This is a genomic window from Streptococcus sp. KHUD_014, from assembly GCF_051106275.1.
Classification (GTDB): Bacteria; Bacillota; Bacilli; order Lactobacillales; family Streptococcaceae; genus Streptococcus.
In genome coordinates, this window is the sequence record NZ_CP193666.1 from 835119 (window position 1) to 856044 (window position 20926).

At 37.1% G+C, this 20926-nt stretch carries 23 protein-coding genes and 1 other annotated feature; of the genes, 17 read left to right on the forward strand and 6 right to left on the reverse strand.

The annotated features are described in order from the left end of the window. Positions 1-88: 88 nt before the first annotated feature. Positions 89-667, forward strand: a complete 579-nt coding sequence (locus tag ACORHT_RS04025; protein ID WP_434350692.1) for an HD domain-containing protein — start codon at positions 89-91, stop codon at positions 665-667. Between the two features lie 225 nt (positions 668-892). On the opposite strand, the gene ACORHT_RS04030 is transcribed toward ACORHT_RS04025, so the two are convergent. Further along, positions 893-1360 carry an 8-oxo-dGTP diphosphatase gene (locus ACORHT_RS04030; protein WP_000136624.1) on the reverse strand — a complete coding sequence of 156 codons (468 nt, stop codon included), beginning with the start codon at positions 1358-1360 and terminating at the stop codon, positions 893-895. Positions 1361-1693: 333 nt separating this feature from the next. On the opposite strand from ACORHT_RS04030, the gene ACORHT_RS04035 reads away from it, so the two are divergent. The 3 genes from ACORHT_RS04035 to ftsY are packed head-to-tail and all read left to right on the forward strand — an operon-like array spanning position 1694 to position 4743. Further along, positions 1694-2485 (forward strand): Cof-type HAD-IIB family hydrolase, encoded by a 792-nt coding sequence (locus ACORHT_RS04035; RefSeq protein WP_434350693.1) that lies wholly within the window; start codon positions 1694-1696, stop codon positions 2483-2485. Then, positions 2485-3303, forward strand: a complete 819-nt coding sequence (locus ACORHT_RS04040) for a Cof-type HAD-IIB family hydrolase (RefSeq protein ID WP_434350694.1) — start codon at positions 2485-2487, stop codon at positions 3301-3303. The genes ACORHT_RS04035 and ACORHT_RS04040 overlap by 1 nt, the downstream gene beginning before the upstream one ends. Before the next feature lie 3 nt (positions 3304-3306). Further along, positions 3307-4743, forward strand: coding sequence for a signal recognition particle-docking protein FtsY (gene ftsY, locus ACORHT_RS04045; RefSeq protein WP_434350695.1), 1437 nt, complete (start codon positions 3307-3309; stop codon positions 4741-4743). A gap of 38 nt (positions 4744-4781) precedes the next feature. On the opposite strand, the gene zwf is transcribed toward ftsY, so the two are convergent. The 3 genes from zwf to ACORHT_RS04060 form a co-directional block, all read right to left on the reverse strand. After that, on the reverse strand, positions 4782-6269 hold the full coding sequence (gene zwf / locus ACORHT_RS04050; protein ID WP_434350696.1) for a glucose-6-phosphate dehydrogenase: 1488 nt from the start codon (positions 6267-6269) through the stop codon (positions 4782-4784). 354 nt (positions 6270-6623) lie between these two features. After that, positions 6624-7364, reverse strand: a complete 741-nt coding sequence (locus ACORHT_RS04055; protein WP_001096308.1) for an amino acid ABC transporter ATP-binding protein — start codon at positions 7362-7364, stop codon at positions 6624-6626. Further along, positions 7364-8809, reverse strand: coding sequence for an amino acid ABC transporter substrate-binding protein/permease (locus ACORHT_RS04060; RefSeq protein WP_434350697.1), 1446 nt, complete (start codon positions 8807-8809; stop codon positions 7364-7366). Before ACORHT_RS04060 ends, ACORHT_RS04055 begins: the two co-directional genes overlap by 1 nt. Positions 8810-8989: 180 nt before the next feature. Between ACORHT_RS04060 and uvrB the strand changes: the two genes are divergently transcribed. The 6 genes from uvrB (at position 8990) to ACORHT_RS04090 (ending at position 14663) form a co-directional block, all read left to right on the forward strand. Next, positions 8990-10978: an excinuclease ABC subunit UvrB gene (uvrB, locus tag ACORHT_RS04065; RefSeq protein ID WP_434350698.1), complete on the forward strand. Its 1989-nt coding sequence runs from the start codon at positions 8990-8992 to the stop codon at positions 10976-10978. Between the two features lie 14 nt (positions 10979-10992). Further along, entirely contained in the window at positions 10993-11490 is a 498-nt protein-coding gene (locus tag ACORHT_RS04070) for a GNAT family N-acetyltransferase (protein ID WP_434350699.1), read from the forward strand. A gap of 94 nt (positions 11491-11584) precedes the next feature. Beyond that, positions 11585-12211 carry an NAD(P)H-dependent oxidoreductase gene (locus ACORHT_RS04075; protein WP_434350700.1) on the forward strand — a complete coding sequence of 209 codons (627 nt, stop codon included), beginning with the start codon at positions 11585-11587 and terminating at the stop codon, positions 12209-12211. 529 nt (positions 12212-12740) lie between these two features. Continuing rightward, positions 12741-13244, forward strand: coding sequence for a hypothetical protein (locus ACORHT_RS04080; protein WP_434350701.1), 504 nt, complete (start codon positions 12741-12743; stop codon positions 13242-13244). A gap of 497 nt (positions 13245-13741) precedes the next feature. Beyond that, a complete protein-coding gene (locus ACORHT_RS04085) occupies positions 13742-14173 on the forward strand; it encodes a hypothetical protein (RefSeq protein WP_434350702.1) in 432 nt (143 codons plus the stop codon). A gap of 22 nt (positions 14174-14195) precedes the next feature. After that, positions 14196-14663 carry an 8-oxo-dGTP diphosphatase gene (locus ACORHT_RS04090; protein ID WP_434350703.1) on the forward strand — a complete coding sequence of 156 codons (468 nt, stop codon included), beginning with the start codon at positions 14196-14198 and terminating at the stop codon, positions 14661-14663. Here the strand turns inward: ACORHT_RS04090 and ACORHT_RS04095 are convergent. Together ACORHT_RS04095 and ACORHT_RS04100 are read right to left on the reverse strand one after the other, a co-directional pair. Beyond that, on the reverse strand, positions 14660-15175 hold the full coding sequence (locus tag ACORHT_RS04095; protein ID WP_434350704.1) for a transcription repressor NadR: 516 nt from the start codon (positions 15173-15175) through the stop codon (positions 14660-14662). The two genes, ACORHT_RS04090 and ACORHT_RS04095, sit on opposite strands and share 4 nt — an antisense overlap. Positions 15176-15193: 18 nt before the next feature. After that, positions 15194-15721 carry an ECF transporter S component gene (locus ACORHT_RS04100; RefSeq protein ID WP_434350705.1) on the reverse strand — a complete coding sequence of 176 codons (528 nt, stop codon included), beginning with the start codon at positions 15719-15721 and terminating at the stop codon, positions 15194-15196. 392 nt (positions 15722-16113) lie between these two features. Beyond that, positions 16114-16249 (forward strand) — a sequence feature (ribosomal protein L10 leader region). A 38-nt stretch (positions 16250-16287) separates the two neighbouring features. On the opposite strand from ACORHT_RS04100, the gene rplJ reads away from it, so the two are divergent. From rplJ to ACORHT_RS04135, 7 genes are all read left to right on the forward strand, one after another. Then, positions 16288-16788: a 50S ribosomal protein L10 gene (gene rplJ, locus ACORHT_RS04105; RefSeq protein ID WP_314043182.1), complete on the forward strand. Its 501-nt coding sequence runs from the start codon at positions 16288-16290 to the stop codon at positions 16786-16788. A gap of 74 nt (positions 16789-16862) precedes the next feature. Next, entirely contained in the window at positions 16863-17228 is a 366-nt protein-coding gene (gene rplL / locus ACORHT_RS04110) for a 50S ribosomal protein L7/L12 (protein ID WP_075229428.1), read from the forward strand. A 142-nt stretch (positions 17229-17370) separates the two neighbouring features. Beyond that, positions 17371-17694 (forward strand): immunity protein Imm33 domain-containing protein, encoded by a 324-nt coding sequence (locus tag ACORHT_RS04115; protein ID WP_434350706.1) that lies wholly within the window; start codon positions 17371-17373, stop codon positions 17692-17694. 365 nt (positions 17695-18059) lie between these two features. After that, a complete protein-coding gene (locus ACORHT_RS04120; RefSeq protein WP_434350707.1) occupies positions 18060-18704 on the forward strand; it encodes a hypothetical protein in 645 nt (214 codons plus the stop codon). A 372-nt stretch (positions 18705-19076) separates the two neighbouring features. Then, the gene (locus tag ACORHT_RS04125) at positions 19077-19463 is read left to right on the forward strand and encodes a barstar family protein (RefSeq protein ID WP_434350708.1); all 387 of its coding nucleotides are present in this window, start codon (positions 19077-19079) and stop codon (positions 19461-19463) included. Positions 19464-19575: 112 nt separating this feature from the next. Continuing rightward, positions 19576-19998, forward strand: coding sequence for an SMI1/KNR4 family protein (locus tag ACORHT_RS04130; protein ID WP_434350709.1), 423 nt, complete (start codon positions 19576-19578; stop codon positions 19996-19998). Positions 19999-20255: 257 nt separating this feature from the next. Continuing rightward, positions 20256-20906: a DUF443 family protein gene (locus ACORHT_RS04135; protein ID WP_434350710.1), complete on the forward strand. Its 651-nt coding sequence runs from the start codon at positions 20256-20258 to the stop codon at positions 20904-20906. Positions 20907-20926 lie beyond the last annotated feature (20 nt).

A 20926-nucleotide genomic window follows, 5' to 3' on the forward strand; every position in this document is an offset into this window, starting at 1 on the left:
GTTATTTTTTTGCAAATACGGGAAATTAATGATGTAAAGATTAATTTTTGCTATTATATTTGTAATTTAGAATAAGGTAGGAGCAGCAATGAGTACTTTGAAACATTCTGTTGATTTTATTAAAGAAATAGAGAAATTAAAGTCAGTGACAAGATTTAATAGAACTCTTGATGGCAGATTTGAAAATAGTGCCGAGCATTCTTGGCAGGGTGCCATAGCTGCGATGGTTCTTCAAGATTATTATCCTAAAAAATTGGATATGGAAAAAGTAATTCCTATGTTATTGATTCATGATTTAGGTGAGATTTATGCCGGAGATACTTGGGTTTTTGATGAAGAAAAAAAGCTTCATTCTCATGATAGAGAACTAGCATCTATAGAAGAAACAATGAGTATCCTTCCAGAAAAGAAATATTTGAATATGAAAAATTTGTGGTTGGAATTTGAAAAAGGGCAGAGTTCTGAAGCAAGATATGCAAGAGTTATCGACGCTTTGGTACCGCTGATTAATCACTTGGAAGTGTCAGAATTCAATTATAATCCTGATAATATTAGTGCAGACATGGTATTAGAAAAGAAAAAGTTCATAAAAAGTGAATCAGAAGAATTATGGAAACTGACGGAAAACTTGATTCAGGAAAGTGTGGAAAAGGGCTTATATTTTTAATAACAGTTAGCCCAATAGAAGATAGAATTTTAACCGGAGAATGGAAATATATATGATTAAACTTGTCACAACTGAAATCGGAATAAGGAAATTGATACAATAAAATACAAAGACAGCCTTGGAATAAGCTGTTTCCAAGGCTTTTTAGCTATTTATAGATATAAGGAAAAAGTTGTTAGAGTAGATGATTTTTATTAGATACCCTTGATTATACCGTAGAGAATATTAGTCAAATAAAATTGTTTTGTTTTCACTAATGCATTTCTTATTATCATCCCAATAGTTAATACTTTCAAAGCTTCCTTTTCTTAAATAGAGTGGTAGCCTTTTTCTTATTTCATCTTGCATTGGTATTTTATCAATATCTTTTAGATTCCACCATTTTGGCTCACCTTCAGCAGATGTACTTAGTTCACCAGTAAACTGAGTACATAAAAAGTCATAGAAGACAAATCTCTCATTACCAATTGAATTAGTAAAGCCTGAAATTCCTTTTAATTCAAGATTTAATGCAGTGAGTCCAGTCTCTTCCTTAAGTTCCCGTAATGCAGCTTCAAAAAAACTTTCAGGGAATTCAACTTTTCCCCCCGGTGGAATCCAACCAGGAAAATTATCGTGCTGTCTATTAAGTAATAAAATTTCTTGATTTTTCAAAACGCAAATATTAACCCAGTTTTTGATTTTTTCAGTCATATTATTAACCTCCAACAAGTATTTTTTCATATGCAAGATTATATGTCAAGAACTATATGCTATTTATGATTGTTACAAATGTATCTCGGCCAAAGATTGATAATTTTTACGTAATAGCTGATGAACTCTCAGAATAGACTTCAATCAAGAACTTTGGAAGAAAAGTGTTGAGAGGTTGGATATAAAAGAAAGTAAGCAAATCAGCCTGGCCTTTAAATTGGCCCTACGGGATTATTTATAGAAGACAAAGACGTGTCAATTCAGCACGTCTTTTTTTACTTTTTCTATGGTATAATAGAAGGTAGATTTATTAATTGGAGTATGAAGAATTTTATGATTAAATTAGTAGCAACGGATATGGACGGGACTTTTTTGGATGAAGCTGGGCAATTTGATATGGAGCGCTTAAAAGCTCTTCTCTCATCCTACAAAGAGAGAGGAATCTATTTTGCTGTAGCATCAGGACGTGGTCTTTTGTCCTTAGAGAAACATTTTGCGGATGTCAAAGATGAGATTATTTTTATCGCCGAAAATGGGAGTCTCGTTCGTTTTCATGGACAAGACCTCTATGAAGCAACCATGTCTCGTGATTTTTACCTATCAACATTTGAAAAGCTAAAGACTTCACCTTATTTTGATGAGAAGAAGATGCTCTTGACTGGTAAGGAAGCTTGTTATGTTTTAGATACTGTAGATGAAACCTATCTCATGTTTAGCCATCATTACAATGAAAATATCAAAAAAGTAGCCAGACTAGAAGATATTACCGATGAGATTTTCAAATTCACAACTAACTTCACTGAAGAGACAGTAGAAGCCGGAGAAGCTTGGGTCAATGAACATGTGCCTGGTGTTAAGGCTATGACGACAGGCTTTGAATCCATTGACATTGTTTTAGACCATGTTGACAAGGGATTCGCTATTGTCGAATTAGCCAAGAAGTTAAATCTAGATATGGACCAGGTGATGGCCTTTGGTGATAATCTTAATGACCTGCACATGATGCAAGTTGTAGGGCACCCGGTAGCACCTGAAAATGCTCGTCCAGAGATTTTAGAACTAGCTGAAACAGTTATCGGACATCACAAAGACCAATCAGTTATTGCTTATATGGAGGGATTGTAATGGCAGATATTAAATTAATTGCGCTAGACTTAGATGGGACTTTGCTGACGACAGACAAGAAATTGACTGATCGTACTAAGGCAACTTTAAAGGCTGCGCATGAACAGGGAGTGAAAGTGGTACTGACAACTGGACGTCCCCTCAAGGCTATGGATTTCTTCCTCAAAGAGCTTGGAACAGACGGCCATGATGATGAGTATACTATCACCTTTAATGGTGGATTGGTTCAGAAAAATACGGGTGAAATCCTTGATAAGACAGTCTTTTCGATTGATGATGTGACACGCATTTATGAGGAAACTGAAAAACTAGGCATTCCTTTAGATGCCATTTCAGAAGGAACCGTTTACCAAATCCAATCAGATCAAGAGAGTCTGTATGCTAAATTTAATCCTGCACTGACTTTTGTTCCAATTGACTTTGAAGATTTGTCTAGTCAGATGACCTACAACAAATGTGTGACCGCTTTTGCCCAAGAACCACTGGATGCCGCAATTGCTAATATTTCACCAGACTTGTTTAACAATTATGAAATTTTTAAATCTCGGGACATGCTTTTGGAATGGTCACCAAAGAACGTTCATAAGGCTACTGGACTAGCTAAATTGATCGACCATCTAGGAATTGACCAAAGTCAAGTGATGGCTTGTGGAGATGAGGCTAATGACCTTTCCATGATTGAATGGGCAGGACTAGGAGTTGCTATGCAAAATGCTGTGCCTGAGGTCAAGGAAGTTGCAAATGTAGTAACCCCTATGACCAATGACGAGGAAGCTGTTGCCTGGGCCATTGAAAAATATGTACTGAAGGAGAACTAAAGAATGGGATTATTTGACCGTTTATTTGGGAGAAAAGAAGAACCAAAAATCGAAGAAGTCGTTAAAGAAGCTTTGGAAAACTTGGATCTGACAGAACCTAGCGAGGAAGTTGAAGCACTTGGAACTGAAGAAGTTGAAGTGAAAACTACTGAGGAAATCGACCAAAGTTCAGAAGTTGAGGAAACTTATTCTAAAGAAGCTAGTGAGTCTGCAGAACCAGAGGCAGAAGCTACTCTAGAAACAGTTGAACCAGAAGCAACTCAGTTTGAAGAGGAAACTGAGTGTCATTATTGTCAGGAAGAGTCAGAGTCAACAGAAGTTGAAGAAACTGAAGACAGCTCTCAAGAAGTAGTTGAGTTTGTTGCAGAAGAACCTGAGTCACCAGTCGAAGAAGTACCTTCAAATGATAGCGACGATGAAGAAGCTGATCAAGTTCAACCAGACGAGACGGAGTCAGATACTTCTGAAGAAGAGGAAGCAAACCAAGTAATCGAAGAAACTCCTCAAGTGCAAGAGACTGTACAGGAAAAATATGACCGAAGTCTCAAGAAAACTCGTACGGGATTTGGTGCCCGTTTGAATGCTTTCTTTGCAAATTTCCGCTCAGTCGATGAAGATTTTTTTGAAGAACTTGAAGAACTGCTCATCATGAGTGACGTTGGTGTACAGGTAGCTTCAAATCTCACTGAAGAATTGCGCTATGAAGCAAAACTTGAAAATGCCAAGAAACCAGATGTCCTCCGTCGTGTCATCATCGAAAAATTGGTAGAGCTTTACGAAAAAGATGGACAATACAATGAAAGCATTAACTTCCAAGATGGTTTGACAGTCATGCTCTTTGTAGGTGTTAATGGTGTCGGGAAAACAACTTCAATCGGTAAATTAGCGCATCGCTACAAGAAAGCAGGCAAGAAAGTCATGCTTGTTGCTGCGGATACATTCCGTGCTGGTGCAGTTGCCCAGTTAGCTGAGTGGGGCCGTCGTGTAGATGTTCCTGTGGTTACTGGGCCTGAAAAAGCAGATCCAGCTAGTGTTGTCTTTGATGGGATGGAACGTGCAGTAGCAGAAGGTGTTGACATTTTGATGATTGATACAGCTGGCCGTTTACAAAACAAGGAAAACTTGATGGCAGAGTTGGAAAAAATTGGTCGTATCATTAAACGTGTTGTGCCAGAAGCTCCGCATGAAACCTTCCTAGCTCTGGATGCCTCAACAGGTCAAAACGCTCTTGTACAAGCCAAAGAGTTTTCAAAAATTACTCCTGTTACAGGAATTGTCTTAACCAAGATTGATGGAACTGCCCGAGGTGGTGTTGTTCTGGCTATCCGTGAGGAACTCAATATTCCTGTTAAGTTGATTGGTTTTGGTGAAAAAATCGATGATATCGGTGAGTTTAACTCTGAAAACTTTATGAAGGGCCTTCTAGAAGGTTTGATATAAAAAAATATCCTGCAAGAATTCTTGCAGGATATTTTTTTCTATTCTAAACGACCATCTTTACGATAGGCGATATCTGGTTGCCAAGTCCACTCAGCACCGTATTTTTCAAGGAGATCAAAGCTAGCTTGAGGTCCCATGCTACCAGCCTTGTAGTCATGAAGTGGAGCCCCGTTTTCAGCCCAAAGCTTCTCAATACGGTCAATCAATTTCCATGAGGCACTCACTTCATCCCAGTGGCTAAAGTTAGTTGAATTATTGTTCAAAACATCATAGATGAGTTTTTCATATGGATCTGGTGAAGCACCTGTTGCAGTTGCATCTGTTCGATAGTCAAGAGAATTTGGCGCAAGGCTAAACTCTTCCCCGACCTTTTTACCGTTAAGACTGAGAGAGAATCCTTCAGTTGGTTGGATGTAGATAGTAAGCACATTCGGTGCTAGTGGTTCTCCGAAAATGGAATCCATTTGCTTGAAAACAATGTTCACATGTGTTCCTTTTTCTGTTAGGCGTTTCCCTGTACGGAAGAAGAAAGGTACATCACGGAAGCGATCAGTATTTACAAAGAAGGCACCTGAAGCAAAGGTTTCTGTCATTGATTCTGGATTGACATTTGGTTCGCTACGGTAAGAGATGTATTTCATGCCATCAACTTTACCAGAACGATATTGACCACGGATGAAGTGCTCTTTAAGTTCCTCGTCTGTAGGGTGGTAAAGGTTCTTGAAGACCTTGATTTTCTCTGCGCGAATATCATCCTTTGTAAAGCTAGCAGGCTTGTCCATAGCAAGGAGGGAGAGAAGCTGCAGTGTATGGTTTTGCACCATGTCACGAAGGGCACCTGACTCATCATAGTAGCCTCCACGTTCTTCAACACCTAGACGTTCTGCAAAGGTAATTTGAACATTATCAATGTGTTCACGATTCCAAACATTTTCAAAAATCATATTAGCAAAACGAATGGCAAATATGCTTTGAATCATTTCCTTGCCAAGATAGTGGTCGATACGATAGATTTGCTCTTCGTTAAAAGTAGCTAGGAGTTCTTCGTTTAATTTGCTTGCAGTCTCATAGTCGGTTCCAAAAGGTTTCTCAACGATCAAACGTTCAAAGCCTTTACCATCAACAATTTGCTCTGATTTGAGGTGTTTAGCGATGGTACCAAAGAACTGAGGTGCCATTGAGAGGAAGAAGAGTTTATTGTGCTCAGTCTGATATTTTTCACCTAACTCTGCCTGCAGTTTTCTCAACTCGATATAGTGCTCAGTGTCATTAACATCGTGACTTTGATAGTAAAAATGACTCGCAAATGCTTGAGCTTCTTCCACACTATCTGCCAAGTCTAAAATAGATTCGACAACGACAGATTCGAAATACTCCTTACTCCAAGGTCTACGAGCAGTTCCAATAACAGCAAAATGATCAGAAAGATTACCTGATTTATAAAGTCTAAAAAGTGAAGGGTAGAGCTTACGTTTGGCCAAATCCCCACTTGCACCGAAAATTGTAACAATAACTTTTGATGACATCTAGCTACCTAATTTCTATTTTGTTTCCTAGTTAAACTAGGCATGAGGAGTCCCCATTTTTCATATCCTTTATTTTATCATAATTTTCTAAAAAATCCAAAAATCCAATACGTCTATACTAAGAGGTTAGGCAAAACTCAATTTCATACTCTTCGAAAATCTCTTCAAACCACGTCAGCGTCGCCTTACCGTACTCAAGTACAGCCTTCGGCTAGCTTCCTAGTTTGCTCTTTGATTTTCATTGAGTATTAGGAGAAACCGAAGTAAATCTTTCTACAATAAAACGCATGATATCAAGCTTTTAACACCTGATACAATGCGTTTTTTTGATAATAAAGACTTTTAGCCCTGCCTCTAGGCGTTTAGAACCTTGTCTAAAAATTCTTTAAGCCGTGGATGTTGTGGGTTATCAAAGATTTGGTCGGGTGTTCCGTCCTCGAGGAATTCACCGTCAGCAGTAAAGATCACACGATTGGCAACCTTGCGGGCAAATCCCATTTCGTGGGTTACGATGATCATAGTCATGCCTTGTTCAGCCAATTCCTTCATAACGTTAAGAACGTCGCCGACCATCTCAGGGTCAAGGGCAGAAGTTGGTTCGTCAAAGAGCATGATATCAGGGTTCATGGCTAGACCGCGAGCGATAGCCACACGTTGTTTTTGTCCACCTGATAGACTTTCAGGATTTGCATTAGCCTTATCAGCCAATCCAACTTTTTCAAGGAGTTCCATTCCCAATTTTTCAGCTTCAGCCTTAGTCATCAACTTATGCTCTACTGGAGCGAAAGTGATATTTTCTAATACCGTCATGTGTGGGAAAAGATTGAAGTGCTGGAACACCATACCGATATTTTCACGAACATGGTCCACGTTGGTTGCTTTATCTGTCAAATCATAACCATTAACCGTGATATGACCTTTTGTACCTTCCTCAAGGAGATTCAAGCTACGCAAGAAAGTTGATTTACCTGAACCAGAAGGTCCAATGATACAAACAACATCTCCTTCGTAGAATTTTGCTGAGATTCCTTTAAGGACTTTGTTTTTACCATATTGTTTATGTAAATTATCAACATCGATTTTTAATTTAGCCATTATTGAATCCTCTTTTCTAAGCGTTTTGCAAGTCTAGTAAGAAGAGTGATAATCACAAGATAGAAGACTGCGAGAATTGCATACATTTTGAAACTTTGGTAGTTACGGGCGATGATAATCTTACCAGTCTGGAAGAGTTCTACTAGCCCGATTGCAGATACGATCGTTGTATCTTTAAGTGCGATAACAAATTGGTTGACAAAGTTTGGAAGCATGAGTTTGGTTGCTTGTGGCAAGACAATCTTACGCATGGTTTTACTGTATGAGATTCCAAGACTTCGACTAGCTTCCATTTGTCCGATAGGAACAGCTTTAATACCACCACGAACAATTTCAGCGATGTAGGCAGCTGAGTTTAGGGACAGGGCGATTGTACCAGCGACAAAGTCGTTGATTGGACTTTGTTGACCTGTAAGAGATTCGATAAAGTTAGGAACTCCCCAGAAGATAAAGGCAGCAAGAATCATCAATGGAATACCACGAATCACATCAACAAAGATCTCTGATAGAAGGCGAAGTGATTTATAAGGACTAACGCTGAACATACCAAAGATAATCCCAATCACGATCGCAATCGCAAACGAGATAAGGGCTAAGGCAAGTGTAATTCCAAGTCCACTTAGGAGTTGCTTGTAGTTGTTTTGGAGTAAGCCCCAGATAGTAGTTTCGTCAACGGTTGAAGTAGTTGTACTTGCATCACTGGCTAGGTATTTGTCAAGAATTTTTTGGAATTCTCCATTAGCTTTGAGGTCGGCAAGTCCCTTATTAAACATTTCGATCAATTCAGGATTACTTCCCTTTTTAACTGCAAAGGCAGTTTCTCCAATCGGAGTTCCTTCGATAGGTGTTTTTAATTTTTGACCTTGGCTGATAGAATATTTAAGCACTGGTTCGTCATCCATGACGGCATCAATTGCACCAGTGTTGAGGCTGTCATACATTGATGCACCATCTGCAAAAGTTTTAATCTTGTAACCGTATTTGCTTTGGTTCTCCGTAAGGAAGGTTTGAGAAGCCGTCCCGTTTTTCACACCAACGGTCCTATCCTTGAGGTCCTCATAAGATGCAATCGTGCTTGACTCTTTAACACCGAGAATGGTATTAGCAGTGTAGTAGGAATCAGAGAAGTCAAAGGTAGATTTACGAGCATCCGTAACAGACATACCGGCAATGATACCGTCAGCTTGTCCAGATTGGACAGCGTTAATAGCAGCGTCAAAACCTGGGTTGGTGATTTCAATTTCAAAACCTTGGTTTTCAGCAATAGCCTTGATCAAGTCCATATCGATACCAGTGTACTGGTTACTTGAGTTTTGGAAGACAAATGGTGCGAATGATGAATCACTCGCGATGACATACTTAGATTTTGTAGTGTCAGATTTTGCTACTCCAAGAGTAAAAATAGGTAACAAAATTAGTAAAAATGCTAGGATTTTTTTCTTCATGTTTAGTCTCCTTTTCAGAATATTTACCCATTATAGCAGAAACTAAAAAAGTTGGCAAATATTTAGTATTTTTATGTAAGAAGATATAACATTGTTTTAGAACTGTTCAAAAGTTGAGAAGCAGTCAGTCCGTACTTTTTATGGTAAAATAGAAGGATAGAATATGTGAATGAGGCTTTTATGATAAATCGAATTACAGACAACAAATTTAAACTCGTTTCTAAATACCAACCATCTGGAGACCAACCGCAAGCCATTGAGCAGTTGGTGGATAACATCGAGGGTGGAGAAAAGGCTCAAATCCTGATGGGGGCGACTGGTACAGGGAAAACCTATACCATGAGTCAGGTGATTTCCAAAGTTAATAAACCAACCCTAGTCATTGCCCACAATAAGACTCTAGCAGGCCAGCTCTACGGGGAGTTTAAGGAATTTTTCCCTGAGAATGCCGTCGAATACTTCGTGTCCTATTACGATTACTACCAGCCAGAAGCCTACGTGCCATCGAGCGATACCTACATTGAAAAAGATAGTTCAGTCAACGATGAGATTGATAAACTTCGTCATTCCGCTACATCAGCGCTCTTAGAGCGTAACGATGTTATCATTGTTGCATCTGTTTCTTGTATCTATGGATTGGGTTCGCCTAAGGAATACGCTGATAGTGTGGTAAGTCTGCGTCCGGGTCTTGAGATTTCTCGAGATAAACTGCTCAATGATTTGGTGGATATCCAGTTTGAACGTAATGATATTGATTTCCAACGGGGAAGATTCCGTGTCCGTGGAGATGTGGTGGAGATTTTCCCAGCCTCTCGTGATGAGCATGCCTTTCGTGTTGAGTTTTTCGGTGATGAGATTGACCGTATCCGTGAAGTTGAAGCTCTAACTGGTCAAGTTCTCGGCGAAGTGGATCATTTGGCGATTTTCCCAGCGACTCACTTTGTGACCAATGATGACCACATGGAAGTAGCTATTGCCAAGATTGAGGCCGAGTTGGAGGAGCAGTTAGCTATCTTTGAAAAGGAAGGTAAGCTCCTTGAAGCTCAACGTTTGAAACAACGTACAGAGTACGATATCGAAATGCTCCGTGAGATGGGCTATACAAATGGCGTTGAAAACTACTCACGTCATATGGATGGACGCAGCGAAGGAGAGCCACCTTATACTCTTCTCGATTTCTTTCCAGATGATTTCTTAATCATGATTGATGAGAGCCACATGACCATGGGGCAAATCAAGGGAATGTACAATGGTGACCGTTCGCGTAAGGAAATGTTGGTTAATTACGGTTTCCGTTTGCCGTCTGCCTTGGACAATCGTCCCCTTCGTCGTGAAGAGTTTGAAAGTCATGTACATCAGATTGTTTACGTTTCAGCGACACCTGGAGATTATGAACACGAGCAGACTGAGACAGTGATTGAGCAAATCATTCGTCCGACAGGGCTTTTGGATCCTGAGGTGGAAGTCCGTCCGACTATGGGACAAATTGATGACCTCTTAGGAGAAATCAATGCCCGTGTTGAAAAGAATGAACGTACCTTTATTACAACTTTGACCAAGAAAATGGCTGAAGATTTGACTGACTACTTCAAAGAAATGGGTATCAAGGTCAAATACATGCACTCGGATATCAAGACTTTAGAGCGTACGGAGATTATCCGTGACCTGCGCTTGGGTGTCTTTGATGTCTTAGTTGGGATTAACCTCCTTCGTGAAGGAATTGACGTTCCAGAAGTTAGTTTAGTTGCTATTCTTGATGCTGATAAGGAAGGTTTCCTTCGTAACGAACGTGGCTTAATCCAGACCATTGGACGTGCTGCTCGTAACAGCGAAGGGCATGTCATCATGTATGCGGACACTGTGACTCAGTCTATGCAACGTGCTATTGATGAAACGGCCCGCCGTCGGAAAATCCAGATGGCTTATAATGAAGAACATGGTATTGTGCCACAAACTATTAAGAAGGAAATCCGTGACCTTATCTCTGTCACAAAAGTTGTGGCTAAAGAAGAGAACAAGGAAGTCGACATCAATAGCCTTAACAAACAAGAACGCAAAGAATTGGTCAAGAAACTAGAAAAACAAATGCAGGAAGCCGTCGAAGTGCTTGACTTTGAACTGGCTGCTCAGATTCGTGATATGATGTTGGAAGTCAAGGCGTTGGACTAGATAGGATAAAGCGAATGAAGATTATCATTAAAACAATGGAAACTCCTGAAGAGATAGAAGGGAAATCCCTCGTTCATTGGCAAACGTGGAGAGAGGCTTATGACGATCTTTTACCCGAGAAATTTCAGGAGACGATGACATTAGAAAGATGTCGATTCTTTGGTCAAAAATATCCAGAAAATACCTTGATTGCTATGGATGGAAAGCAGGTCGTTGGATTTATCAGCTATGGAAATTTTCGTGATGTGGCCATTCAAGCTGGTGAAATCATAGCCTTATATGTTTTAAAAGATTACTATGGAAAAGGTGTGAGTGAACAGTTAATGCATGCTGCATTTGTTGCTCTCGATCATTTCTCTGAAATTTATTTATGGGTATTGAAAGATAATAAGCGAGCCATTGCTTTCTATCAAAAAATGGGTTTTACTTTTGATGGCCAAGAAAAAATACTTAAACTTGGAAAACCTGTTAAGGAATTGAGGATGATGTGTTCTTCAAATAAAAATTCCTAAAAGAAGTATCTATCAATCTTTGAACCGTTATCAACTAATCAAGTCTAAAAAGTGAAATAGATAGAATGAAACAAAGAGATGAAGGAGAAGATGAATGAAAATTCTAGTCATCAATGGACACCCTGATAAGGAAAGTTACTGTCAAGCCATTTTTCAAACCATTGTAGAAAATATTGATTCAAGGAACCATGAGCTTGAAGTCATCAGCCTTAATGAAGAGGACTTTGATCCTGTTCTACGCTACGGCTATCGAAAGCGGATGGAGGAAGATTCCTTTATCCTTCGTTCTCAGGAATTAATCCAATGGGCAGATCATTTCATCTTTATTTATCCTATCTGGTGGAGTAGTATGCCTAGCCTCATGAAAGGCTGGATTGATCGTGTCTTCACACCTGGAATTGCCTACTCTGCCAATGACCAGGGAAGTTTTATCTGGAATTACCTCAGAGGCAAGCAGTTTAAAAAGTTATTAAAAGGGAAAACAGCAAGTATTTATGCAACCTCTATGGCGCCTACTTGGTGGTACAAAATCTTTTCAGGTCCTATCAACATTCCAGATAGTTATGGGATCTCTGTTTTGAAAAATGCTGTCTTGAATCACTGTGGGATTAAAACCAAGCGCGTGTGCATACTAGGTGAAGTTGGACGAGCTGTGAATACCGATAGTATGCGTGAAAAGCATCTCCAAAAAGTAGCAGCAGAAGTGAAGAAACTATCATGAAACAAAAAAGTAAGAGACAGAAAACATTAAAAAAACACCAGAAATCAAAGCGAAAGCTTGGTCTACTAGACCGCATGAATCTGTGATTTGTACAACATTCAACAATTGACTGGATCCTTGATGCAAGCATTCTGTTCTTTTCTGCTCTAGGAATATTATATCTATTGTACGGAACAACCATTATTCCAAGTCCCTATCGGAAACTGCATTATAGTTTTCCACTTTATTTAAATATCGTTCTTTTGGTGAATGCATCTTATCATACTTTCCCTTCGTACCTTTTAGGAAAGACTGGATTTCCTTGCGAAATTTTGCAGAAGTGTTTTTATATCCTAACGGCATTGCTTGTGTATTACAGTTAACGATTGGGATGACCTCTAAAACAGGAAGATGATTACTTCCGATATGGGCATTAGACTATCGCTATATCTGGTTTCCCCTAGTTACTTATTTCATTTTCTTTCTAGTGCCTATTGTGACAATTATAATTTCCAAGTATATTGAAAAGAAAACGGGAAGATTTACTCGAATGAAAAAACATAAAAGAAAATCAAACACAAAAAAGAATTTATCAAGGAAAGAAAATTTTCAGTTTTGGCTAGATTCTCATAAATTTTTAGGCTTCTTCCTGGTCCTTGGTCTTTTTTTAGGAATAGGCTTAGGTGTGACTCTAATTTTCAAAAGCCTTCCTATTCCTGAGCCATACAGAGATATCAACTATAGTTTTCCAATATATATAAATCTCTTTTGTCTGGTCTATAGATTATTTGACTATTGGTTCTTAGACTTGTCAAGGACAAGAATGACAATACAAAGATATGCAGAATTATTTATCTATCTTAATAGTATTGGTTTGATAGTCCATCTATTTTTAGGAGTTGGTGGGAAAAATAGTAAAGGGATTTTACCTTCTCTCTTATCCCTAGATCACCGCTATATTTGGTTCCCTATCACAACCTATCTAGTCTTTTTCTGTCTAGCAACCTTAGCCACTCTCATGATAAAATATGTAGAAAAGAAAAGGGGTAAATAATGTTCAAATACCTGAATGTGTTTAGAATTGTCTATCTTATCCTTCTGACCTTTGTTCTTGTTCATTGTTGTCTTGGATTGTTTGGTTTATCTTTTACTCCTGGTCCATGGAAATTTTGGTTCCTTTGTTTGTGTCTTATTTTATTGATTCACCCCTGGGTTCTGTACTATAAAAAGAGAGGATTTAAATGGTACCACATAATCTTTCAGTTATTGAGCACATATGTTGCTTTTCAAATTTTTATAATTACTTTCTTTTTATGCTCCGTGGATGATCATCCTATTATTCCGATAAATTTAGATTATAAAGTTGAAAATAATGAAATTCTCATTGATAAAGGATTCTTTATTCATCGCTATTATGAATACCATGATTTGGTAGCTCCATTAATTATGAAGACAGAAATTAAATATACGATAAATAGAGAGTTTTAATCTCAAGAAAATAAGTGAAATTTCCCTTTCGCCTTTAAATAATACTGAAATAGAGTTTAAATTATGATGAAATATCTAAACGTTTTTAGAATAATTTACTTATTCTTATTAGCCTTTATGTTTGTCCATGTTATTTTAGGACAGTATGGTTTGGCCTTTACCCCAATCTTGTGGAATTTCTGGTTCTTTGGTCTTTGTTTAACCCTATTTATCCATCCGTGGACTATCTTCTATAAATCTAGAATCTTTCAATGGCATCACCTGATTTTTCAGGCTCTCAGTGGATTCTTTGCTCTTATAATCTGGTTTATGATCTTTTTCATTTTATCCACGGTTCCAGATTCATCTATGCCTATCAATTTAGACTACTATGTGATTAGGGAAAAAAATGAAATCAGAATCAACAGAGGATTCTTACTCCATGAAATTCATGAATATCATGACTTGATTAATCCTTTGATTATGAAGTCTAAAGTTAAGTATGTAGAAAATTAAACATTAGAAAGTGAGTCTATGTATGTCTCGAGCACAATTAGCAATTCTAACCAATATTTGTCTAATAGAAGATCTTGAAAATCACCGCGTGGTTATGCAGTATCGATCGCCTGAAAGCAACCGCTGGTCTGGCTATGCCTTCCCAGGAGGTCATGTCGAAAACGGAGAAGCTTTTACAGAGTCTGTCATTCGTGAAATCTATGAAGAGACAGGTCTTACCATTAAAAATCCTCAACTGGTCGGTATAAAAAATTGGCCTTTAGATTCGGGTGAACGCTATATTGTCTTTTGTTATAAGACGACTGAGTTCTCTGGTACCCTTCGCTCTTCAGATGAAGGAGAAGTTTCTTGGGTTCAAAAAGACCAGATTCCAAACTTGAATCTGGCCTATGATATGTTACTCTTGATGGAGATGATGGAAGCACCTGATAAGTCAGAATTTTTCTACCGTCACCGAACAGAAGATGGATGGGAAAAGAAAATATTCTAATCCTTTACCAAATAACCGAGCTTGCCTAAGGCTTGCTCGATATAGAGGAGGTCTTGTTCGTTTTCAGCTTCAACTAGGTGATAATGGACGCCATCTGTTAATTCAGAAAGTGGTCTAAAATCAGACTTCTCGACTTGCTCTAAAAAATGCTGAACGTCTCGACGACAAGAAAGTTTGAGCAGAGTTTCAATTTCTCCGTAAACAGGATGATCAATCAAGGTATTCTGGACACGTCCACCATTATCGACGATAGCTAGAAGTTCTTGACCGATTTCTTCCATCTCGTGCTTGACTTTAAACAGTTTGTGAACATAACGATTCGTTTTATTCTCTTTATAAATATAGCCACGATTGGTTGATAAGATAGGAGCACCGTCTGCACGAAGAACTGCAATGTCCTGAACGATAATCTGGCGAGTGACATGAAAATGTTCTGCTAAGCTTTTTCCGTTTAGAGGTTTTTGAGCTTCTTTTAAGAGTTGTAGAAGTGCTTCTTTTCGATTTTTTGTCATATTCTTCTTTCTTAACGCTTAACGGCGTTTTTTCAATGCTTTATAAACAGCTAGTGCTAAGTAATAGTCTACCATACTATGGATAATAGTACCAAATCCAACCAAGACAAACAAGACATAGAACATGTTTTTTAGGTCAGTTCCGGTGCTAGCGTAAAAAATCATACAAGCCAATACTTCAGCAATAGCGTGAACCAAGCCAAGTACAAAGTTAAAAATCAAAGAAGTTTTAGGATTATCTAAGGTTTGAGGATATTTTTGGAGATAGAAAGCACCAAGACTCCCAAAGAAGATGTGAGAGAAGGCACGAAGTACGATGACAATGGGGTACCCAGCCATGAGAAATCCTAAACTAGAAGCTATAATGACAAAGATAGCCATCCAGGGAGAAAGAAACATAGCGATAAAGATAGCAACGTGACTTCCTAGAGTGTAGGAAGCGGGAGGAATGACAATTTTAAAGGGCATGACCAAAGGAATCAAAATAGCGATAGCGGTCAGTAGAGCTGTAAAAGTCATAAATTGTGTTTTCTTTTGTGGGTTCATAATAACTCCTTTTTATCTGTATATACAGATGTATAGTACAATAAATTTTTGATCAAGTCAAGGGGTAAAATTACATTAAAAGAAAAATTCAGTTAAAGTATGGTAAAGAATCTATGAGTAGCCTATAAGGTTTAGTTTTCTAGGAAATCTTAACAAAATTTTGGATAGGTATTCAATTGACTAAAAGTAGTCATTATCTTGAGCTCTAGTTTTGAGATTGAGATCCATCTGTGGTTCATTTTATACATGATTTTAAAAAATGAGGTGTCAACTCTAAGGAATCTAGATTAAAACACCTAGAATTTTCTATATAGGGAAATAAAAAGAAAAGAAATTTTTAAAAAATCAGCAAAAAACTCTTGCTTTATCATTTACAATGTGCTATACTTATAAGCGGTTTGAAAAAACTGCCTAAGACAGTAGGGGAGCGAGACTCATAAATATCCTACCGAGGACAAAACGTATCATGTAAAAAGAAGCGTATTGTACTTTCGTGTCTAGGTTTGGGCGCGTTTTTCTTTTGGAAAAATTCCCCAAGCAAAATAATTACGGAGGTGAACACACTAATGAGTGAAGCAATTATTGCTAAAAAAGCGGAACTAGTTGACGTAGTAGCTGAGAAAATGAAAGCTGCTGCATCAATCGTCGTTGTAGACGCTCGTGGTTTGACAGTTGAACAAGATACAGTTCTTCGTCGTGAGCTTCGTGGAAGCGAAGTTGAGTATAAAGTTATCAAAAACTCAATCTTACGTCGTGCAGCTGAAAAAGCTGGTCTTGAAGATCTTGCATCTGTTTTTGTTGGACCATCTGCAGTAGCATTTTCTAACGAAGATGTTATCGCACCAGCGAAAATCTTGAACGACTTTGCTAAAACTGCTGACGCACTTGAAATCAAGGGTGGTGCAATCGAAGGCGCTGTCGCATCAAAAGAAGAAATCGTTGCTCTTGCAACTCTTCCAAACCGCGAAGGACTTCTTTCTATGCTCCTTTCTGTACTTCAAGCGCCAGTGCGCAACGTTGCTCTTGCAGTCAAAGCGGTTGCAGAAAGCAAAGAAGACGCAGCTTAATCTTAAGCTACGCAGCGTAGCCTAGCTACGAAAAAATAAAAACTAATTTTAAAACTTATTTGGAGGAAATAACAATGGCATTGAACATTGAAAACATTATTGCTGAAATTAAAGAAGCTTCAATCCTTGAATTGAACGACCTTGTAAAAGCTATCGAAGAAGAATTTGGTGTAACTGCAGCTGCTCCTGTAGCTGTAGCTGCTGCTGGTGGTGCTGAAGAAGCTGCTAAAGATTCATTTGACGTTGAATTGACAGCAGCAGGAGACAAAAAAGTCGGCGTTATCAAAGTTGTACGTGAAATCACTGGTCTTGGTCTTAAAGAAGCTAAAGAACTTGTTGATGGTGCACCAGCACTTGTTAAAGAAGGTGTTGCAGCAGCAGAAGCTGAAGAACTTAAAGCTAAATTGGAAGAAGCTGGAGCTTCAGTTACTCTTAAATAATAGAGTTTCCATAAAAAATGAAAACCGGAGCTTGCGCTTCGGTTTTTTTATCATATATAGAATATATAGGGGTTTGGATCTGAGTTGTTTACCTTATCTAATTCAAGTGGAGAACTAACTAAAACAAATAGAGGTGACAAATGTGAGTAAAATAGGAATGGGATTAGGTGCTTCAATAGTATCGAATAATATTTTAGAAAATAAGGCACATATAAAATGGATACTACGGGAGGACAGTGTGGATGAGTTAGATAACGGATGGCGTTTTTTATCCGAAATAGATACAGAAGAATATCTATCACATGCTGAAAATATGTCGATATGTGACTGGAGTACAATTGTTGAAATAGAACCTGCAGTATTATCAATTTTTAATATGCCTATTGGAACAGAACTTACAATTATTTACGAAGATGAGAGACTGTATTTCTTAGATACAATTACTGGTCAGAAATTATCTCAGTAGGATGTTGAAGTTTTACTTCATCCACTCATCCTTAATATAATTTTGAGTTCTCTATAGCAATACTAGTATTACATAACTCTGGATTAATCATAGCTTAGAATTTTTTCTATAAAGAAGAAGTCTGAGAGCGAAATAAACTTGACAATTGATGCACAAGCTATTATGATAGTCAGAGAACTGATTTAGGTTCTAAAGTATCAGATAAAATAGCAAAATTGACGATTGAGATATAAAAATGAGATATTGAGGTATGATAGTGTGTAGGGTTATTAAATTATTTACAGATATAATTTCTTCAGAGTACATGGATTTTGCCTTTCAGATTGCTCATGAAACTCAAGAGGCAGATATCGTTCAGATATTTGATGGTACCCCAGACATTCAATTTATCAGTTAATTATATTAAGTATCTATCGTTTGTTAGTAAAAAGTATAGTGAACTATATAATAAAGAATATGAACTTGATGGCTATGGAATCTACCAAGTTTTTGATAGTAAATTATCGAAAGAAGTTAGTTATCGATCTTGTGGTATATGGTCAGCTGATGATTTTAATCATTATGTTTTCCTTTCTAATAAAGGTATGATGGAAATACTCATAAATGTTTCCTTGACATTTAAATTGAAAAAAACGCCTACTGAAGTGCAAAAAATCTCTGGCCTTCCTTTGAAAATAAGTGAAGTAGAAAATATCAAGAGTGGTTTGTATTATTTAGAAGCTAGTTTAACCAATGATGGTGAACTCTATTTTAAAATTAGTGATAAGCTAATAAAATGTGAAGATTTTGTTGCTTTAAGATTGATTGATGAAGGACTGGATTTACGTTCAATTGAATCGGAATATGAGTTAGATATTGCTACTATCCATCCCGAAAATCATTTTGTCTATCAAGTCTTAAATGGTGGATTTATGGGGCTTGCCCAATCTATTTTTTCTAGTTATAAGATTATAAATACTCTGAATTACAATGCCTATTTATTAGTTTATGAGTGCGATGCTCAAGACTAACCAAATTGTTAAAAAACAGAGATTCTAGTAATAGACTTGAATACTTTAGTTGGAATAGTTCAACAAGTAAACCAATAAAACCTGGTAGCTAGAACTGTTATCGTTAAGTACATTAGTTTGTCACACGCATCTAAGTTCAAGAGCAAGTAGGGTATTAGTAAGAGTTTAAGAATGGCTAAGTTATTACTAGAGGCTCATTCTTTTAACAAATGTAAACCATTAGATTATGCCCCAAAATGTATAAAGTAATGCTTGAATGGGGATGGAGAAAGACCAACAAGAACTACTAGAGTTGCGGAGTGCTGGATAAAAAAGTGATACTAGTATGAATTTGAAAAAAACTTTTTAAACAGTTTAGGAGAAGAACTTTAAGTGAATCTTTATAGAAGAATAACAAAGTTAGAGAAAAACTATTTAATGGTTAAGTGCTCTAATGATTTCAATCTAAATATTGATGGAAAAAAAGTACAAAGTGAAAGAGATGCGATAGAGATATTAGCGAACAGTTTTAATATTAATGATCTCCAAGATGGTAATTGGGATGCATTATCTGATCGACTCCAGCGTTCTAATTATATACATCCAGAGAAAATTAATATTTTTCTTAACAATTCAAATGATCTTTTTATCAAGGATGAAAACTCTAAAAATACTTTTTTAGAAATATTATCTGATACAGTTTCATGGTGGGAAGAAGATTTTGAAAGATATATAGTTGATGGAAAAAGAAAAACATTCAATGTATATCTACTAGATTAATACTAATTGTTTGATATGATAGAAATATAAACATTTCTGTGAAGAAGATAATAGCTAGACAAGTTGGACAAACGCTAATAGTTCAAAAAATTTAAATAAATATAGGTGGATTATGATTGATGAACTGAAAAAGAAGATTGCTTCTACCAAGGGTGTGGACTTTGGACCATTTGGAGAGGGGATTTCTGATGAATGGATTACAAAAGCTGAGGAAAGATTACATTTTATTTTTCCTAAAACCTATAAATGGTGGCTTAAAAACTACATGGGTGGAGAAATTTACGGAGAAGAAATTTTCAGTATCTATGGATTAGATTTTGATAGTGTTGTAGGCGGGGATATCGTATACATAAATGAACTGAACCGAGAAGAAGGGTTTAGTAACTCTGAACAATTAGTCATCTGTGAAGGGGAAGATGGCATGTTTTATTTTCAAAAACAGGAAAGTTTGACCAATGAGTTAGCAGTTTTTAGAGATGGAGAATACTATGCTAGCGATTTTATTGAATTTCTCCTAAAAAGAATAGATGGCTAGTGAATCTATTGAGCTAAAAAAGTAGGGATTATGCTCAATAATGATAGATAGGAAGATAGACTGATAGTCGTTTATAATTTAAAGAACATCAGTCGATAAGATTTTGTTTTGGCTATGATAGATGATGTGGTAACTATTGTAAAATATAGTCACAATATTACTTGCCTTGATGACGGACTTGATTGGCTGGGAAACAAAATAGATAATGTAACTGCTTCATTGTTTGATCCTAAAAAGCGCTTAGGACGGAGGTAAAAGTGCAGTTGGTAATTATAAACAGCTTGTATAAAAATGTAAGATATCGTGTTTTTGAATGGAATAGCAAGTACTACTTATTGGATTGTGATGCTAGTATTTTATTGCTTTTCTTTCCATTGTTTGCTTTTTTTAGAGCTCATAAATGTTATTGTATAGAGCCTGAAGAATATAAGACGTTGCTTTCTTCAACCTATTCTGATATAAAACCGTATCAGTTTGTAGGAGTAACTTTATGTATTATTTCCGGTACGACACTATTAAGGAGGTATTTAGTTAAGGTTTTATTACCTGAACTTCCAAATGTAGCAGCAGTATCGAAATTCGGTTTATTATTTATAATCTTATTCTTTGTGTTGGGGTTTAGATTTCAATATTCTCATAAAAAAAGACTTTCATTCGACTATGAAGGTCGACCCTATGTGTTTGTCAAAATGTCCCCTGCTAACTGGAAAATGGCAGTTGGTAAAATAATGGGTTATTTCATCCTCTTATTTCTGCTCTTGTGGTCTGTTTATACTATTGTGGTAACAGATGAAGTTGATTCTTTTATTATATTAGGAATAACTCCGTTTTTATTATTTTTAATGATGTTCGCCAATATCTCTTTCTGGGATTTAAAGGAATATCAGATAGTTTTAAAATCTAAGTAAAAAATTCCATCTAATCTTTA

What these genes read in the sequence shown, in the direction of transcription:
- ACORHT_RS04040 (WP_434350694.1), top strand. Translation starts at nt 2,485, where the DNA reads ATGGCAGATATTAAATTAATTGCGCTAGACTTAGATGGGACTTTGCTG.
- ACORHT_RS04055 (WP_001096308.1), bottom strand. Translation starts at nt 7,364, where the DNA reads ATGGCTAAATTAAAAATCGATGTTGATAATTTACATAAACAATATGGT.
- ftsY (WP_434350695.1), top strand. Translation starts at nt 3,307, where the DNA reads ATGGGATTATTTGACCGTTTATTTGGGAGAAAAGAAGAACCAAAAATC.
- ACORHT_RS04035 (WP_434350693.1), top strand. Translation starts at nt 1,694, where the DNA reads ATGATTAAATTAGTAGCAACGGATATGGACGGGACTTTTTTGGATGAA.
- ACORHT_RS04120 (WP_434350707.1), top strand. Translation starts at nt 18,060, where the DNA reads ATGGTACCCCAGACATTCAATTTATCAGTTAATTATATTAAGTATCTA.
- ACORHT_RS04095 (WP_434350704.1), bottom strand. Translation starts at nt 15,175, where the DNA reads ATGACAAAAAATCGAAAAGAAGCACTTCTACAACTCTTAAAAGAAGCT.
- ACORHT_RS04060 (WP_434350697.1), bottom strand. Translation starts at nt 8,809, where the DNA reads ATGAAGAAAAAAATCCTAGCATTTTTACTAATTTTGTTACCTATTTTT.
- ACORHT_RS04070 (WP_434350699.1), top strand. Translation starts at nt 10,993, where the DNA reads ATGAAGATTATCATTAAAACAATGGAAACTCCTGAAGAGATAGAAGGG.
- rplJ (WP_314043182.1), top strand. Translation starts at nt 16,288, where the DNA reads ATGAGTGAAGCAATTATTGCTAAAAAAGCGGAACTAGTTGACGTAGTA.
- uvrB (WP_434350698.1), top strand. Translation starts at nt 8,990, where the DNA reads ATGATAAATCGAATTACAGACAACAAATTTAAACTCGTTTCTAAATAC.
- rplL (WP_075229428.1), top strand. Translation starts at nt 16,863, where the DNA reads ATGGCATTGAACATTGAAAACATTATTGCTGAAATTAAAGAAGCTTCA.
- ACORHT_RS04080 (WP_434350701.1), top strand. Translation starts at nt 12,741, where the DNA reads ATGAAAAAACATAAAAGAAAATCAAACACAAAAAAGAATTTATCAAGG.
- ACORHT_RS04085 (WP_434350702.1), top strand. Translation starts at nt 13,742, where the DNA reads ATGATGAAATATCTAAACGTTTTTAGAATAATTTACTTATTCTTATTA.
- ACORHT_RS04100 (WP_434350705.1), bottom strand. Translation starts at nt 15,721, where the DNA reads ATGAACCCACAAAAGAAAACACAATTTATGACTTTTACAGCTCTACTG.
- ACORHT_RS04030 (WP_000136624.1), bottom strand. Translation starts at nt 1,360, where the DNA reads ATGACTGAAAAAATCAAAAACTGGGTTAATATTTGCGTTTTGAAAAAT.
- ACORHT_RS04090 (WP_434350703.1), top strand. Translation starts at nt 14,196, where the DNA reads ATGTCTCGAGCACAATTAGCAATTCTAACCAATATTTGTCTAATAGAA.
- ACORHT_RS04130 (WP_434350709.1), top strand. Translation starts at nt 19,576, where the DNA reads ATGATTGATGAACTGAAAAAGAAGATTGCTTCTACCAAGGGTGTGGAC.
- ACORHT_RS04075 (WP_434350700.1), top strand. Translation starts at nt 11,585, where the DNA reads ATGAAAATTCTAGTCATCAATGGACACCCTGATAAGGAAAGTTACTGT.
- ACORHT_RS04025 (WP_434350692.1), top strand. Translation starts at nt 89, where the DNA reads ATGAGTACTTTGAAACATTCTGTTGATTTTATTAAAGAAATAGAGAAA.
- zwf (WP_434350696.1), bottom strand. Translation starts at nt 6,269, where the DNA reads ATGTCATCAAAAGTTATTGTTACAATTTTCGGTGCAAGTGGGGATTTG.